General features: G+C 63.2%; 10 protein-coding genes and 1 pseudogene. 6 read left to right on the forward strand and 5 right to left on the reverse strand.

What is annotated here, in order from left to right; translation table 11 throughout:
- Positions 1-2 precede the first annotated feature (2 nt).
- Both NATTI_RS0124065 and NATTI_RS0124070 read left to right on the forward strand, forming a co-directional pair.
- Positions 3-3,236 carry a bacterio-opsin activator domain-containing protein gene (locus NATTI_RS0124065; protein WP_027119298.1) on the forward strand — a complete coding sequence of 1,078 codons (3,234 nt, stop codon included), beginning with the start codon at positions 3-5 and terminating at the stop codon, positions 3,234-3,236.
- A 272-nt stretch (positions 3,237-3,508) separates the two neighbouring features.
- On the forward strand, positions 3,509-4,222 hold the full coding sequence (locus NATTI_RS0124070) for a helix-turn-helix domain-containing protein (protein WP_241434355.1): 714 nt from the start codon (positions 3,509-3,511) through the stop codon (positions 4,220-4,222).
- Positions 4,223-4,418: 196 nt separating this feature from the next.
- On the opposite strand, the gene NATTI_RS0124075 is transcribed toward NATTI_RS0124070, so the two are convergent.
- On the reverse strand, positions 4,419-4,610 hold the full coding sequence (locus NATTI_RS0124075; protein WP_006090883.1) for a DUF5786 family protein: 192 nt from the start codon (positions 4,608-4,610) through the stop codon (positions 4,419-4,421).
- A 248-nt stretch (positions 4,611-4,858) separates the two neighbouring features.
- Positions 4,859-6,922 carry a cation:proton antiporter gene (locus tag NATTI_RS0124080; protein ID WP_006090882.1) on the reverse strand — a complete coding sequence of 688 codons (2,064 nt, stop codon included), beginning with the start codon at positions 6,920-6,922 and terminating at the stop codon, positions 4,859-4,861.
- Between the two features lie 845 nt (positions 6,923-7,767).
- Here NATTI_RS0124080 and glmS point away from each other — a divergent pair.
- Positions 7,768-9,582: a glutamine--fructose-6-phosphate transaminase (isomerizing) gene (gene glmS, locus NATTI_RS0124085; RefSeq protein ID WP_006090881.1), complete on the forward strand. Its 1,815-nt coding sequence runs from the start codon at positions 7,768-7,770 to the stop codon at positions 9,580-9,582.
- Positions 9,583-10,048: 466 nt separating this feature from the next.
- Here glmS and NATTI_RS0124095 read toward each other — a convergent pair.
- Positions 10,049-10,261: pseudogene (locus NATTI_RS0124095) on the reverse strand (glucose-1-phosphate thymidylyltransferase); the annotation flags it as partial.
- A gap of 477 nt (positions 10,262-10,738) precedes the next feature.
- On the opposite strand from NATTI_RS0124095, the gene NATTI_RS0124100 reads away from it, so the two are divergent.
- Complete coding sequence (locus NATTI_RS0124100) at positions 10,739-10,948, forward strand: DUF7563 family protein (RefSeq protein ID WP_006090878.1); 210 nt, start codon at positions 10,739-10,741, stop codon at positions 10,946-10,948.
- A 615-nt stretch (positions 10,949-11,563) separates the two neighbouring features.
- Entirely contained in the window at positions 11,564-11,845 is a 282-nt protein-coding gene (locus tag NATTI_RS26845) for an ATP-binding protein (RefSeq protein WP_027119299.1), read from the forward strand.
- A 90-nt stretch (positions 11,846-11,935) separates the two neighbouring features.
- Here NATTI_RS26845 and NATTI_RS0124110 read toward each other — a convergent pair whose 3' ends face one another.
- Positions 11,936-12,946, reverse strand: coding sequence for a lipid II:glycine glycyltransferase FemX (locus NATTI_RS0124110; protein WP_006090876.1), 1,011 nt, complete (start codon positions 12,944-12,946; stop codon positions 11,936-11,938).
- A 2-nt stretch (positions 12,947-12,948) separates the two neighbouring features.
- On the reverse strand, positions 12,949-14,574 hold the full coding sequence (locus NATTI_RS0124115) for an alkaline phosphatase family protein (RefSeq protein WP_006090875.1): 1,626 nt from the start codon (positions 14,572-14,574) through the stop codon (positions 12,949-12,951).
- Positions 14,575-14,800: 226 nt separating this feature from the next.
- Between NATTI_RS0124115 and NATTI_RS0124120 the strand changes: the two genes are divergently transcribed.
- Entirely contained in the window at positions 14,801-15,913 is a 1,113-nt protein-coding gene (locus NATTI_RS0124120) for a DegT/DnrJ/EryC1/StrS family aminotransferase (RefSeq protein WP_006090874.1), read from the forward strand.
- Positions 15,914-15,918: the final 5 nt, after the last annotated feature.

Here is a 15,918-nt window from a genome sequence, read left to right on the forward strand (position 1 = left end):
CGGTGAGCGACGGTACTCCAACCGCCGTTGGCGACGTTCTTCGGATACTCGTGATCGGCGACTCGCAGCCGGTCGACACGGCGATGGACGCGCTCTCCTCGCAGTTCGACTCGATCTCGCTCGTCAGGGAGCGCTCGGTCTCGAGCGGACTCGCCCGGCTGATGCACCTCGATATTCACTGCGTCGTCGCTCCGCTCGAGGGCGGTTCGAACGAATTCCCGATCGAGAACATTCGCGAGAGGGGCGGCGAGCTGCCGGTTATCGCGGTAGCTGAGGCGGGTTCGATCGACGATGACGACGACGCAGTCGACCGGGTACTCGAGGCGGGTGCGATCGATGTCCTCGACGCCGACGACCCCCAGTCGCTCGTCGCCGCCCGCGTCAGGAACGCGGCCGAGCGCTACCGGCTCGAGACCGCGTCGGTCCGCCGCGACCGATCGATCCTCGAGCGCTCGGACGCGCTCGTCTGGGTGGTCGACGATTCAGCGACGATCGAGTACGCCAGCGCGGCCGTCGAGCCGCGGCTGGGGTACACGCCGGACGAACTCGAGCGGACGCCGCTCACTCAACTCGTCCATCCGGACGACCGCGAGACGCTCACCGAAGTGTTCGATGCGGTCTCGGCGGCTCCGTTCGGGACGACCGACCGCGTCGCCGTCCGGATCGGCCACGGCGACGGCACCTGGCACGCCTACGAACTGACGTGTAGCAACCGCCTTGCGGACCCGCTGGTCGGCGGCGTCGTGCTGACGCTCTCGGAGACCTCGACCGGCGACGTCGGGGCCGACAGCGGCGTTCGGCCGGCGCTCGAGCGCCTCGTGGAGCCGCTGTTCGCACTCGGACCACAGTGGGAGCTTCGGTACGCGAACGCGGCCGCCGAACGGCTGTTCGACGCGGACGGCTCTACGTTGCCCGGAACCGTGGTCTGGGACCTCCTCGACGAAAGCGTTCGGGGAGTGTTCTACGAGCGTTTCCTCGAGGCCGCCGCCTCGGAGTCGGTCGTCGAGTTCGAGACTCCGTACCCGTCGCTCGAGACGCGGCTCGCGGTCTCCGTCTACCCCGGCGACAACGGTGTCACGGTGCACGCACGCGAGGCGGCCGAGGGCGACACCGCAGCTGTCGACCGAGAACGATTCGACCTGCTCGAGTCGATCGTCGACGGACTCGAAGACGGGATCGCAGTCCTCGAGGGATCGACGATTCAGTTCACCAACACGGCGTTGCTCGAGTCGGCGGACGCGGCGACGCTCATCGATCGGGACCTGGACGATGTTTTCGACGACGAGCTTGCGGCGACGATCAGAGAGCGAGCCCGTTCGTCCGTCGTCCGGTGGATGGAGCCCGTCACGGGGACGCTCACGTTCGGCGACGAGCAACGAGCTGTCGACGTGTTCGTCACGCCGTTGCCGGACGACGATCGAACGCTCTGTGTCGTCCGCGACAGGGAACGATCCGCCGCCGGCGCGCTATCGGCGATCGACCGGTCGATCGCGGCGATGTCCGACGCCGAGAGCCGTCCCGCAGTTCGCCAGGCAGCCGTCGACGCGGTCCTCGAGTGCACCGACGCCGACCTCGCGAGTTGGTACCTCCTCGAGGACAACCTGCTCAGGCCGGCGGCAGTCGCGACGACGGCTGTGAGTTCGCCGGTCGGACTCCCGCCGATCGATCGCGACCTGCTCGACCGGATCTATCGGGCGGACGGGACGGACGCCGACGCGGACGCGAACGGGGGAGCGGACGCGAGCCGGGCCGGGCCGACGACCGTCTTCGACCGGTCGGAACTCGAGTCGCTCTTCGCGCAGACGGGGATCCGCGCCGAGCGAATCCTCGCGGTTCCGATCGCCGGACACGGCGTCGTGCTCGCTACCAGCACCGATCCGATGGCGTTCGAGGGGGACGATCGAACGCCGCTCGCGGTCGTCGCGCGGGCAGCATCGATCACGCTCGAGTCGCTCGAACGCGGCTCGACGATCCGGTCGTCCCGCTCGGAACTCGAGCGACTCGAGGGCGTCGTGGCTCGCTGTCGGCGCCTGCGAGCGATCGAGCGAACGGTACTCGCCAGCGAGAGCCGCGGGGAGATCGAGCAGTCGCTCTGTGACGCGCTGGTCTCGCTTCCGTTCGCGGAAACGCCGGGGTCGATCGAACTGGCCTGGATCGGCCACGTCGATACCGGCTCCGAACGGATCACGCCGGACACGTGGGCGGGCGAGAACGGTGCGTCCCTCGAGTCGGTGTCGGTGTCGATGGCGGCCGCGGAGCCGGACCACCCGACGGCGGTGGCGGCTGCGACGCTCGAGCCGGCGGCCGTCGCCGATATCGGTGGCGAGGACACCACACCGAACGGCACGGAGTGGCGTCGACGGGCGACCGAACGTGGCTTTGGGTCCGTTCTAGCCGTTCCCCTCGTGACCGACGAGTTCTGTTACGGCGTACTCACCGTGTTCGCCGACCGGCCGTCCGCGTTCGACGATGTCACGCGGCAGATCTGTATTCACCTCGCGGCCGTCGCCAGCCACGCGATCGCGGCTGTCGAACGGAAACGGGCGCTGCTGGCCGAGCGACTGACCGAACTCGAACTCCTCCTCCGGGAGGACGACGAGCCCCTGTCGGCGATCGCCCATCGACTTGACCGACGGCTCGACGTGCAGGCGGTGATTCCCCGGTCGTCCGGCGGATCGACGGTGTACTGTACCGTCCCAGCGGCCGACGACGCCTCGATTCGGGCGGCCGTCGACACCGTTTCCGGGGTCGAATCCGGCCGACTCGTCGGCGAGCGATCCGAGGACTCCCTTCTCGAGTTCGTGCTCACGGCGCCGTCCGTCGCGGAGCCGTTCGCGAACCACGGCGGGACGTTGCGGTCGGTTCTCCCGGTCGACGACCGAACTCGGCTCGTGGTCGAACTTCCCAGCACCGTCGACGTCCGCTCGTTCGTCAGCATGGTCGAGCGACGGTATGCGGGAGCGGAGCTGGTCGCTCGACGCGAGCGCGACCGATCCACGCGATCCGCTCGCCCGTTCGACGCCGAACTCCGAAGTCGGCTCTCGGAGCGCCAGCTCCGGACGCTCGAGACGGCCTACTACAGCGGCTTTTTCGAGTGGCCACGCGAGAGCACCGGTGAGGCGGTGGCCGAATCGCTGGGCGTCTCACAGCCGACGTTCAGTCGTCACCTCCGACTCGCCCAGGATAAGCTGTTCGCGTTGCTGTTCGACGAGCGCGGCGGTGACGACGAGTCGTGATCCCGCCGCTCTGGCCGACGGCGTCACGGGCGATTTCGCCTCCTCCCGGCGGGTAGTACCTGATTACTGCTCGGATTGTCGATGAATACGCGGTGTAACCGGCTGTTTCCATCGGATAAAAACACTCTGGACGAACGGCGGATGAATAGATATAGCGTATCGGCGGCACGTCGATTTCCTATATAGCGTCTACCACCATGTACTCGCGGTCGAATTTGGCATTCAATGAGCGAGTTCGTGGTAACGAGGAATTACAGCCGCCATCTGCCCGGATGGGGGATTCACCTGTGAGCATCGAGAGTACGGAGTTCGAACACGAGCGGACCAGCGTCCGGTCTCAGGCCGACGGCGGAATCGTCACCCAGCTCCGTCTCGATCACTCGTCGCTGTTCCTGCGCCCGACGCTGCGTCGCGCACCCGACGTTACCGTCGAGCCCGAGTACTGGACGACGATCGGCACGGGCCGAACGCTCGTCTTCTGTAGCGTCTTCGGCGACTCGTTCGACGGATTCGAGAGCGCCCTCGAAATGGACCCGACGATCAGCGAGCCGATTCTCGCAGACCGCTACCCCGACCGACGCGTCTATCGCGTCGAACTCACCAGCCGGGCGATTCCCTTTATTGCCCAGACGGCGGAGTCCGACGGTCGGCTGCTCGAACTCTCGAGTTCGCGCGACGGCTGGCTCGTCCAACTTCAGTTCCCCAGTCGGGACAACCTCGTCGCGTTCAACGACTACTGCCGCGAGCGCGACATTTCGGTGACGGTCGACCACCTACGCGTGTCGGACGACGAGGACGACGGCGTCGTCGCACTGACGGAGAAACAGCAAGAACTGCTCGCAGTTGCCTACGACGAGGGCTACTTCGACGTCCCTCGCGGCATCTCTCAGGACGAACTGGCCGACCGACTCGGCGTCTCGAAATCGGCGGTTTCCCAGCGGCTTCGTCGAGCGATCGGCGAACTCTGTGCGTCGAAGCTGTGCTGACCGTCCCACAGGTCGCTTGAGCGCCTTCTGTTGAGAAACAGGTCGACTCGACGGGTCCGTTTTTTATCGGTTCAACTCGACAGTAATAGTGACTTGTGCGCGAAAAGGTCAGAATTCGTCGTCACGAGCCGCTCGAGCCGGGTAGCGAGCGACGTCGACTTCGGCTACGGACGGCGAGTCGCCCGGCGGCGGTCGGTTACTCGTCTTCCTCGTCCGGGTCGTCTTTCATCGCGTCGAGCTGTGAGACGAGTTCGTCGGTCGAGGCGTCGGACTCGAACGACATCTTCCCGTCGTGATCGTTCTCGTGAACGTTGACGGCCTCTACGTCGTCATCGTCGTCGGCCGTCTGCTGCTGTTGTTCGGATTCGTCGTAGCTACCAAAACCCATACCCTATCTTTCGCAGTGACTGCCAAAGGTGTGCCGGTTCGCTCGCAACTTCCTGGCAAATACTCTCTAATTCTGATATGAAAGAGTCGGCCCGAGCCACCGTCGTTTCCGGACCCACCCCGAGACCGTTCCTGTGTGCGGTCTGGACCGGAACCGTGGTGTGTTCGAGCCCGGAACCGGTCCGCATATCGACGAAAACCGATCAAATTCGAAGCCAATTCGATCGATTCGTCGCTCGAGTCCGCCCCTTACTTTAGCCGCAGATACTGGCGGTCGTACTCGGGTTCGCCCTGGCGCGGGTGAATCGTGATGAACGATTCCGGCGGCATCTCGGCCAGCCGGGCCGGTAGGTTCTCGAGTTCGTTGTGCCAGCCGACGTCGCCACGACGCGGGGAGATGGCGATGATGAGGTCGTCGTCATCGGTTTCGTCCTCGAGCGTCGGGAGGAGCTGGCCCCAGTCGCCGAGTTCGCTGAACTCGGCCGTGGCGTCCTCTTCGACGAGTTCGAACAGCTGCTCGAACTGGTGGGCGGAGCCCTCCACGACGATCACGTGGAGCTCTGCGCCCAGGCTCGCGGCGATCCGTTTGACGATGTGGACGGCCTCGTAGAACCCTTCGTGGTGGTCGGCACCGATCGGGACGACGACGAAGATCCGTTTGGTGGTGTTGATTGGGTGGCCCAATCGCGAGATCAGGACGGGGAGCGTCGTCCGTTTGAGCACTTGATCGATGATGCTTCCGAAGATCCGGTGGCGGAACGTTGAGGCGGCGTCCCAGCCCATGATGATCTGGTTCGCTTCGACCTCGACCGACCCCTGTACGATTCCGGAGGCGACGTTGTGGTTGACCCGCGTCTCGGTTTCGATCGGGACCTCGGCGGCACTCCCCGCGGCGGCGAGTCCCTCGAGTTCGTCGTTGACCCTCGCGACTTCGGTTTCGGTCGTCTGATCGTCGCTGGGCTGGACGACCGTCATCACGTGCACCGGGCTGGAGCCGCGCTCGCCTTTGATCACGAACGCGAGCTCGAGCAGCCGTTGCTGGAGTTCGGCGTTGCGAGACAGCGGAAGCAGGATGTTGGGATCCTTCGCGCTGTCGTCGCCTTCGCCGACCTCGCGCTCGAGGGCGAGGCTCGTCGCGGCCCGTTCGGTCAGCCACGGACTGATCAGAGCCGTGATGAGCAACATCAGGACGACGGCGTTGAGCACTTCGGAGCCGAACAGCCCGGCTTCGAACCCGATGAGCGTGATCGCCAGCGCGGCGGCCGCCTGTCCGACTGAGAGTCCGAAAATGGCGTTTCGTTCGTTGGCCGTGTACCCCTGAATCGTGGCGACGAGCCAGGCTGCACCCCCCTTCGTCGCCACCATGACGACGACGATGAGCGCGGTGATCTGCAGCGTCTCCGGACCGTCGAGAATGACGCTCGGATCGACGAGCATGCCGACGTGCAACAGGAAAAAGGGGATGAAGAAGGCGTTTCCGACGAACTCGACGCGGTTCATCAGCGTGCCACCCTCCGGAATGAGCTGATTGAGCGCGATTCCAGCGACGAACGCGCCGAGGATGGGGGCGAGTTCGAGGATCTCGGCGAGACTGGCCGCGGCGAAAATCGCGACCATGACGAACAGGAACTCGAAGTAGCTCTCCTCGCTGAAACTCTGGAAGAACCACCGCGAGATCGGCGGGATGACGAACCAGGCGGCCCCGAAGAGAACGACGAGCGCGAGGAAGACCTGCGCGAACAGCCAGACGGTGAGTTCGCCCTCGACGGCCCCGGAGACGATCGCGAGCACGACCAGTGCGAGCGTGTCGGTGAAGAGAATACCGCCGAAGACGGCTGTGACGGCCCGATTCTTCGTCACGCCGAGGCGGTTGACGACCGGGTAGGCGAGCAAAGTGTGCGAGGCGAACACCGACGAGAGCAACAGTGCGGCCCACAGGTTATCTGGGAAGAGAAGGGTGTAGGTCGCGACGGTACCGACGATAAACGGGATGAAAAAGCTCGCCAGTCCGAACAGGGCGGCGTTCTCCGGAGCCTCCTTGAACCCCTGTATGTCGACCTCTAGACCGACGGTGAATAGCAGATAGATCAGTCCAACCTCTCCGAGCAACACGATCGCGTCTGAATGTTCGACGAGTTCGAGCGCGCCCGGCCCGATGGCCGCACCGAAGATGACGATGCCGACGATTCCCGGCTGGCCAAGCCGTTTGACCAGCAGCGGGCCGACGAGAAAGATCGCCATCGCGATCGTAAAGACCAGCACCGGCTGATCGAGCGGGAGACCGAGCGCGTCGACGACGAGTGGCGTGTTCATCGGTGGTTCGAACGCTCGTATTCACGGATTTGGCCCCGTCTGCATCGAGGTGTCGCCGGCGGCGCGTCGGGCGACGGTTCCGGCAAACGATGCCACTTTCGTGTGGTTTCGGGTCGGAGCAGCGTAATCGTTGCGAGAAAATGGCCGGATAGGTAATAAAATGTCCTATTTGGAACGACGGATGCGGATAAGCGTTCAATTTGTTCCCGGACCGAGGACGCGGAGCTGCCTACGTAAGTGGTTTCTACGGCATTTCCTGCCATCAATTCACGTTTGTTCGTTTCGATGTGGTTCGTCGTCTACTCGTTCCCTTGCTAACAAGTATCGTGACTAAAACTGGCACGGTTTCGTTCTCCGTACTGTGTCGTTTGGCCGTTGATACTGTTACGTCGGCCTTCCACACTCGAACGCTGTGACGCTGTTCGCTTGACATACTGGTTTTTGCAAGGCCCATCGGACGAACTATCTTCGTACCGCCACCGCAAACTGGACGAATATTCCAAAACCCCTTCCGAACACGTTACTGTATCGAAAATTGATATTTAAGGGTGGATATTCGTCACTGGCTGTTACCCCCTAGCTACCGGGACCAGTAGTCCGTCTATAGTAATGGGTGCTGGTGGGCAGGTCTGTATCATGTCCGTGCACCGTCCCCTCTCTCGAACAGCCCCCATGGACGACCGACTCCCGATGACACGATCACGGCTGTCACGGGCGAACGTTCGCCCGCGTTCGGCCGATGCTACCGCGTGCAGACCGAGCCGTCGTCCCGCTTACTGTGCAAACCGCAACGTCGTCCGAGGGAGCGTCTCTCCCCGGGCAGCCGTTCGGATGGTGAGTTTCTAATGTGTGGAATAATCGGCCGCGTCGGTGATGGAAACGCGCTCGAACCGCTGTTGACTGGACTCGAGAACCTCGAGTACCGCGGCTACGATTCGGCTGGAATTGCCGTCCAGAACGGCACCGGTATCGACGTCCAGAAGCGGTCGGGGAAGGTCGACGAACTGCGAGAATCGATCGGCGATACGGTGCTCGAAGGTGAGGTCGGTATCGGGCACACCCGCTGGAGTACGCACGGCCCGCCGACCGACGCGAACGCCCATCCTCACACGGACGAGACGAAAGATGTCGCCGTCGTCCACAACGGGATCATCGAGAACTACGCCGAACTCAAATCGAAACTGGCCGACTACGGTCACACGTTCACGAGCGACACTGACACCGAGGTCATCCCGCATCTCATCCAGTTCTATCTCGACGACGGAATGGACAACGAGACGGCGTTCCGGACGGCCATCGACGAACTCGAGGGGAGCTACGCCGTCACGGCCATGCTCTCGGGCGAGCACGTCCTCTACGCCGCCCGACAAGGCTCGCCGCTGGTCGTCGGTATCGAAGACGGCGAGTACTTCCTCGCCAGCGACGTCCCGGCATTCCTCGAGTACACCGACAGCGTGGTCTACCTCGAGGACGGCGACGTCGTCATCGTCGACGAGGACGGCGTCGAGTACACCGACCTCGAGGGCAAACCCGTCACGCGCGAGCCCGAGACGGTCGAGTGGGACCCCGAACAGGCGGGGAAAGGCGAGTACGACCACTTCATGCTCAAGGAGATCTACGAGCAGCCCACGGCGCTGGCCCAGGCGCTCGAGGGGCGAATCGATCCTGAAAACGGACGGATCGCCCTCGAGAACTTCGAGCCGGGGACGTTCGCGGATATCGACAGCGTCCAGTTCGTCGCTTGCGGGACGTCCTACCACGCGGCGTTGTACGGCTCGCTCGCGTTGAAACAGGCCGGCGTCCAGTCGACCGCGCTGCTTGCCAACGAGTACAGCGTCTCCGCGCCACCGATCGACGACGACACGCTGGTCATTGCGGTCACCCAGAGCGGTGAAACGGCGGACACGCTGACCGCGATGCGACACGCGAAAGCCGAGGGCGCGTCGACGCTGACGGTCACGAACGTCGTCGGCTCGACGGCCGCCCGCGAGGCTGACGAGGCGCTGTTCATCCGCGCCGGGCCGGAGATCGGCGTCGCCGCCACGAAGACGTTCTCCTCGCAGGCCGTGATGCTCACGCTGCTGGGCCAGCGCATCGCCGCCGACCTACACGGCGAGGTGCCCGCGAACCTCGAGTCGCTCCTGCCGGAGCTCGAGGCGATGCCCGACTCGCTCCAGGCGTTGCTCGAACAGTCGGATGCCAAAGCCATCGCCGAGCGGTACGAGAACAGTCAGTCGTACTTCTTTATCGGCCGCGGACTCGGGTTCCCGGTCGCGCTCGAGGGCGCGCTGAAGTTCAAGGAGATCACCTACGAGCACGCCGAAGGCTTCGCCTCCGGCGAGCTCAAGCACGGTCCGCTCGCGCTCGTGACCCCCGACACGCCGGTGTTTGCCGTCTTCAACGGGGTCGAAGACGAGAAGACGTTGAAGAACGCTGAGGAGGCCCAGACTCGCGGTGCACCCGTCGTCGCGGTCTGTCCGGATGGACATCGGGCCGTCGACATCGCCGACGCCCACCTCGCGATCCCCGAAACCGAGCCCGACCTCGCGGGGCTGCTCGCGAACGTCCAGCTCCAGCTCGTTTCCTACTACGCGGCCGATCTCTTAGACCGACCGATCGACAAGCCGCGGAACTTAGCGAAGAGCGTCACCGTCGAGTAACCGCTCGAGAATCGATTCTGATGGCGCTGTGCGGTCGCTGTTTGTATCCGGCGTTTGCGAACGAATGAGTTCAGCTTCGACCCCTCGGTTCTGTTCGGCTCCCCATTAGCGGCTCGCGTCAATATCGAGTAGGAGCGGTCGCGTCGCCGCGCTCGACCGCCCCGATCGCATCGCTCGACGCACGGTGTGCAGTGATGTCGACGGAGACGAGTACGAGTCGTCGACGCCGTCGGAACCGAAACCACCCCCATAGTCTCGGGTCCACACGGCCTCTTCGGGCACCGACCCGTGACCCGCACTCGGTCGAGTCGGAACCGCCCTGGAGGGTGCCTCGATCGTATCGCCGTCGGTCGCCCCCTCCACATGTGATACCAATTCGCAATTGAATAAAGCCCACACTTGCGATGGACGGTTCACTCGAGCGCCGTGCTCTCCGTATAGAGCGTCGAAAACAGCCGGTCCCGCGCTATCGATCCTGTTCGACGGTTTCGCCGGGTTGCGTCTTCGCGCCGGTCGTCAGTTTCAGTCCCGGCGTCAGGTTGGTGCCGATTTCCGTCTCCGCGCCGTCGCCAGCCACGACACCGAATCGCTGTCGGCCCGTGGAGACCCTCTCGCCTTTGACGGTTACCTCGATGTCGGCACCGTCGCGACGGCGGTTCGAGACGCCCTTCCCCGCGCCGACGGGCAGCATGGATTTCGGCAGTGCCGCGAAGAGCAGCCTGATCCGCGTTCCTTCGCCCGCCGTGGGCACAACGGCTTGCATGTCGTCTTCCTCCCCTAATTTCGCGGATAATTATACGGTTGCTACCGTTGCCGTTCGATTTTCGGGGGAATCGCAGGTGATTGCCGGTCGAAAAAGGCCGTCGTTTCGTCGGTCCGACCAGACTACTTGTCCGGGCGCCCCCGCCGGACCGACCGCCTCACTGGGGCCGTCTAATCGGCCGTGGGGCTACACCCCGGCCAGCGGCGGTCGCCACCCGGTAAAACGGACCATTACTGTACAGAAATATTGAATTTCTGCCGAGCGAGGGTGTGAAACTGCTGTTCTCTGGACTGTCTTCTTGCGATAAACAATTCGGCTGAATTCACCGTGACCCTCCTTGACGCGGTATTATGCTGTCTATAGTAAATACCGTTCTGTGGCTACGAGTTGTTGATGTCGACGGAACCAACCGACACGAAGTGGACGCCGATGACGTCCGGCCAGCAAACGACTGCCCCCCGTTGTGTCAACTGTGGAAACCAGGTCACCCGGCAGTTCGCTCGCGTCTTCGGGGACAATCGCGACGTCGTCCACGCCTGTCCCGACTGTGCAACGTACCGTGAGATGAAAACGTCCGACTTCATTCCGAAGGAACAGCGATAACGGTCTCTTGTTGACGTCTCGTTCGTCCGCGTGTCGTCGTCGATCGGTACGGGTCACTTGCTTCGCTCGCGGTGACCGACTGCCGCCGTCACTCGAGCGGCCAGCAGCCGTACGATAGCGCCACGTCCGGCTCTCCGTCCGACTACCTACCACCGAAATCTCGTCGGGTTTCCGCCGACGGATTCGCTCGTTTCGGCTCCTCGTACAGTCGCGTTTTTGCGTCCTATGCTGCTCCTATACTGGTTGTTTGACGTGGAATCGAAGTGGATCCCGGTCCGGCAACCGACCGTTTTCGCTGGCCGTAGTCGTCAGAACCCCGCGTTCGCTTCACGCCCGATCGCACGCGACGGGTGACGGCCGTCGAACGGTACGCCGCGGATCGCACACTGTTTACGACCCCGTTAGTCTCTCCCTATATTTCTGAACTGTCGTTATCGTATATACGACCCACTCGCGTTGGATGCTCACGAGAATGCACTCAGCGTCATCTTCTCACAGCCGACGGTCCGCTCCGATCGGTACAGCGCCTTCCGGACGAACACGAATCGAGTCGTCCACCGATGTGAAGGGTATCGCCACGCGACGAACCGCCCATACCGACACGCGGGGACAACGATGAGCGCGACCGAACCCGACGCCGAGGTCGATGCGGACGATGTCGACGCGGCTGACGGGGATGCCAGCGGTTCGCTGACAGAACTCCCGCCGAGTTCGAAACTCGTCTACAAGGTACTCGAGTACGAGGGGTCGATGACCCAGGAAGAGATTGCCGGCGAGTCGAGGCTCTGTTCGCGCACCGTCCGGTATGCGCTCGGAAAACTCGAGGACGCAGAACTGGTCACCAGTCGCGTATACCTCGAGGACGCTCGGCAGTCGAAGTATCGGATCACCGACTGATCGATTTCGAATCGCCGACTCATTCGCTTATCGGATCTCCGACCGGCGACAGATTCGGCCGCGTGGCAAACGTGACTCGGTCGAGGGCCGCTATCGGTGTTTCTGGTAGCGATCGACCAGGAGGTCGAGTCCGAACGCGCCCGACGTGATCTGGTAGTGCGTTTCGAGACGCGGATTGAACTTCGCCTTGTAGCGGTTGATGCTCGGCACGCCGGCGCCGACGAGATCGTACGTCTCGGCGCCGTCTCGGAGGCCGTCGCGCATGACGTGCCAGTCGAGGAGATCGTTGATCGGCAGATCGATTCCGGTATCCGGTTTGACACCGCCCTGCCACCGATATCTGGTCCGCTCGGAGTCGACGACGAGGATGCCGCCGAGGAACTCGTCGTCGACGCGACAAACGTAGGGCCGGATCGAGCCGTCCGGGAGCTGCTCGTGGATCGCGCGGGCGAACTCGGCGTTCAGGTGGAACGATTTCCCCTGACTCTCGTAGCGATTCGCGACTTGTTCGACGATGCGCTCGACGTCGTCGTTGGTCCCCTCCTCGATCACGTAGGCGTCTTCGTCGGCGTTTCGGACGTTACTCCGTGCGTCGCTGCTGAACCGCTTCAACAGATCCTCTTCGGTGCCTTCGAGGTCGACGACGTACGTATACCCCGGCTCGACATCGTAGCCGTTCCAGATGAACGGGCGCACGTCGTCGAACTCGGCGGCGACGAACTTGGTGTACAGCGGCGAAATCTCTCGATCGACCCACGTAATACAGCCCTCGAGGAAGCGTTTCGTCCGGCGGTCGGCCTTTCGTTGTTTGAGTTTGTCGACGTTCAACAGCGACGGCCCGAGATAACACGACCACGACTGCGGGGCCGGCGAGAACGCGGCGGTAATCGGCCCCTTCCTGTACTCGAAGACCGGAAAGAGACCGACGGCTTCCTGTCCCTTGAAACCGGCCAGTAAGTGCGCCGTCGAACCGGTGTCTTCCGCCTGTAACTGCAGCGCCTCGGCGCGGAAAAACGGATTCGTTCCGTCCGATCGCTCGACGTAGCGATTCCATTCGTCGGCGTCCGCCTCGGCGTCAAGCGTGGTGATCTCGATAGTCATCGTTAGAGGTACCCCAGATCGGAGAGTCGATCCTCGACGGCCGTGTCGTCGGTCGCGCTGATCGGGTCGGCCTCGTAAGCAGGGTAGTCCGCTTCTGTGCTTCCGTCGACGAGGGGGAGAGTCGTTCCGTCCATGGCGGTGTCGACCGGCACGTCGAACAGCGTACAGATCGTCGGTGCGACGTCGAGGATCGTCGCTCCCTCGACTCCGGCTCCGTCGTCGAACTCGTCTCCTGTGGCCGCCACGATCCCGGTCTGCTTGTGATTCCACGGCTCCATCGGCTCGCCGAACTGGTCGGTGCCGACGTCGGCGACGATCGCGTTGTCGAACCCGGCGGGGACGGTTACGATGTCCGGTGCCTGCTCGAGGTGTGGCCCGTCGAAGTACGCTTCTCGGGGTGCGACGACATCGAACATCGGCTCGCCGTCGGGCGTATCGACGGCGGACAGCTGTTCGATCAGTTCGTCCCGAACGGTCTCGTACTCGTCCTCGGGAACCTGCCCGTTCGGCTCCCGTCCCTCGAGGTTGATCCGGACGCCGAGTTCGCTCTTCGACCGGACGTAAGCTTTCGATTCGGGGAAGTCGACCTGTTCGCTTGCCGCACGGATCATCTCGTTCGGAACCCGTTTCCCGATCGGTTCCTTCAACCCGACCGTATCCAGCGCGCTCGCGACCCGTTGTGTCGTAATGCCGACTTTCGCGGCGACGTTCATGGCTCGCTCGAGGACGCTTTCGTCGCGCTCACCTGCGCCGTCACCCTCGAGCAGGTCGTTTTCCCACGCCGCCGACCAGTCGGGCATCCCTTCGCCGCCGCTTTGTACCTCGAGATAGCCTCGCTCTCGGAGGAACTCGTTGACCCGGAACTCGTGGCCCGTCACTTTCCCCATCCCGTGGTCGCTGACGAGCAGGACGTTGTCCGGATCGACCGCCTCGAGCGTCTCGGCGAGCTGTCGGTCGACTGCGCGGTAGACGGCTTCGATCGCTTCCTTGTCGCCCGGTCGTTCGTGGAAGACGGTGTCCGTCTGCTGGAACTGGAGGAAGCCGAACTCGGGATTGACCCGCCGGCAGAGGTATCGAAACGCCTCTCCACGGCACTCGATCGTCCGCTCGTATCCCTCGATGGATCGCTCGGGCGCGTCCGTACTCTGCGGGTAAACGTGATAGTCGCCACAGGCCAGTTTTACGTCCTCCAGAACCCCCTCGGGGTGACAGGGCGGGTCCTCAGGTGCGGTCATCCCGGGAATCAGTGCCCCGTCGAACGCTCGCGGGGGATGCGTGACAGGGACGTTGACGACGACGCTCGAGATCCCGTGATCGCTCAGCAACTCCCACAGCGGCCGTTCCCGAACGTACGTCGAGTTGACGACGTTCCAGTCGTAGCCGTCGAACGACAGAAAGTCGTAGACGCCGTGTTTCCCGGGATTCTTCCCCGTGTACATCGACGGCCAGGCGCTGGCTGTCCACGGCGGGATTTGTGACTCGAGTGGTCCGCTGGAGCCGTTCTCGATTAGCCGTTCGAGCGTCGGGACTTCGCCCGTTTCGAACAGCGGTTCGAGAACGGAGCGACACCCAGCATCGAGACCAACCACCAGCAACCGAACGTCGGTTTCGTCGGTCGAACCTTCCATGCCCAACTATGACACCTACCCCGTTTTTGTTATTTGACTGTTGGATTCCTGTAAGCTCGGACTGTCCTTCGGACAATGAGTCATAGTCTCCAATGTCGATCCCCTGTAAGCGGTGCCTGCGGCACTATCACCCGACAGTACTATCCCAATCACTAAAACGACGTTCGACTAAGTTCTACTCGTCTGGCCGTGTTGGTCCTCACGCGTCCGTCGAAACCACACTCGTATGATCAGTGAGAGTCCGTCGCTATTCGGCTGGTCGCTGTCCGAGCCGCGACGGGCCGGTATTGAATCCTTCTTCGGGCGATATACCGCGTCCGTCACGTTCTACGGCTCTAGCAAGACGGCCCTTCGTGACGGTCTCGCGGGGCTCGTCGATCCCGGTGGAAACGTCCTCCTCCCCGCCTATCTCCCCGACGCGGTCGTCGAACCGTTTCACGAACTCGGTCTCGAGGCTCGGTACTACCGCCTCGAGGAGAATCTCGCACCGGACCTGGCCGATATCGAGCGCCGAATCGACGAGGAGACGGCGGCGATCATGTCGGTCAACTACTTCGGCTTCCCACAGCCCGGTCTTCGAGAGTTCACGGCGCTCGTCGACGAGTACGACTGCTATCACATCGACGACAACGCTCACGCCCCGCTCAGCGTGGACAACGGGACGTTACTTGGTACCCGTGGCGATATCGGCGTCACGAGCCTCTGGAAGCTGCTGCCGATTCCGAACGGGGCGATCCTCTACTGCAACGACGACGCCATCGCCGAGGCGTTCGAACCGTCGTCGCTGGCCGGCATCGACGATCAGCTTCGACTCGCCGATTATCGATTCATCTGCAAATCCCTCCTCACGGATCTGCTCGACAGAAACGCGACGATCCGCCAGTCGGTCGACGACTTCGTTGCCGGGCAGTCGGGCGGAACTGCGGGTCCCCACGCACGATACGAGAACGGAAAAGGATCGATGTCGAAACTGTCCGCGTACGTTATCGACGACGCGGATCCGATCTCGATTCGATCCACTCGACGGGACAACTACCGCGCGTGGCAACGGATCTTCGACGGTCGATCGAACGTCGACGTGCTCTACGAATCACTGCCACCGGGGATCTGTCCGCAGGTCTTCCCGATTCGAGTGTCGACACCACAGCGATTGCTCGCCGAACTCGAGGCGCGTGGCGTCGGCGGCGCTCACACCTGGCCGCGACTTCCCAGCACCGTCCGCGAGAACTCGGCCTACGACGTCACGACGCGGCTGGCTCGAGAGATCGTCGTCCTCCCCGTCCATCAGGATCTCGAGTCGTCGTCGATCGACGCGGTCGGCGAGCGACTGGAGTGGTGACGGTC

Origin of the sequence: Natronorubrum tibetense GA33 (genome assembly GCF_000383975.1) — an archaeon.
Lineage (GTDB): Archaea > Halobacteriota > Halobacteria > Halobacteriales > Natrialbaceae > Natronorubrum > Natronorubrum tibetense.

Bases quoted from the DNA above. Each gene is read 5' to 3' on its own strand.
- NATTI_RS0124070 (WP_241434355.1), top strand. From the start codon at position 3,509: ATGGGGGATTCACCTGTGAGCATCGAGAGTACGGAGTTCGAACACGAG.
- NATTI_RS0124075 (WP_006090883.1), bottom strand. From the start codon at position 4,610: ATGGGTTTTGGTAGCTACGACGAATCCGAACAACAGCAGCAGACGGCC.
- NATTI_RS0124080 (WP_006090882.1), bottom strand. From the start codon at position 6,922: ATGAACACGCCACTCGTCGTCGACGCGCTCGGTCTCCCGCTCGATCAG.
- glmS (WP_006090881.1), top strand. From the start codon at position 7,768: ATGTGTGGAATAATCGGCCGCGTCGGTGATGGAAACGCGCTCGAACCG.
- NATTI_RS0124100 (WP_006090878.1), top strand. From the start codon at position 10,739: ATGTCGACGGAACCAACCGACACGAAGTGGACGCCGATGACGTCCGGC.
- NATTI_RS26845 (WP_027119299.1), top strand. From the start codon at position 11,564: ATGAGCGCGACCGAACCCGACGCCGAGGTCGATGCGGACGATGTCGAC.
- NATTI_RS0124110 (WP_006090876.1), bottom strand. From the start codon at position 12,946: ATGACTATCGAGATCACCACGCTTGACGCCGAGGCGGACGCCGACGAA.
- NATTI_RS0124115 (WP_006090875.1), bottom strand. From the start codon at position 14,574: ATGGAAGGTTCGACCGACGAAACCGACGTTCGGTTGCTGGTGGTTGGT.
- NATTI_RS0124120 (WP_006090874.1), top strand. From the start codon at position 14,801: ATGATCAGTGAGAGTCCGTCGCTATTCGGCTGGTCGCTGTCCGAGCCG.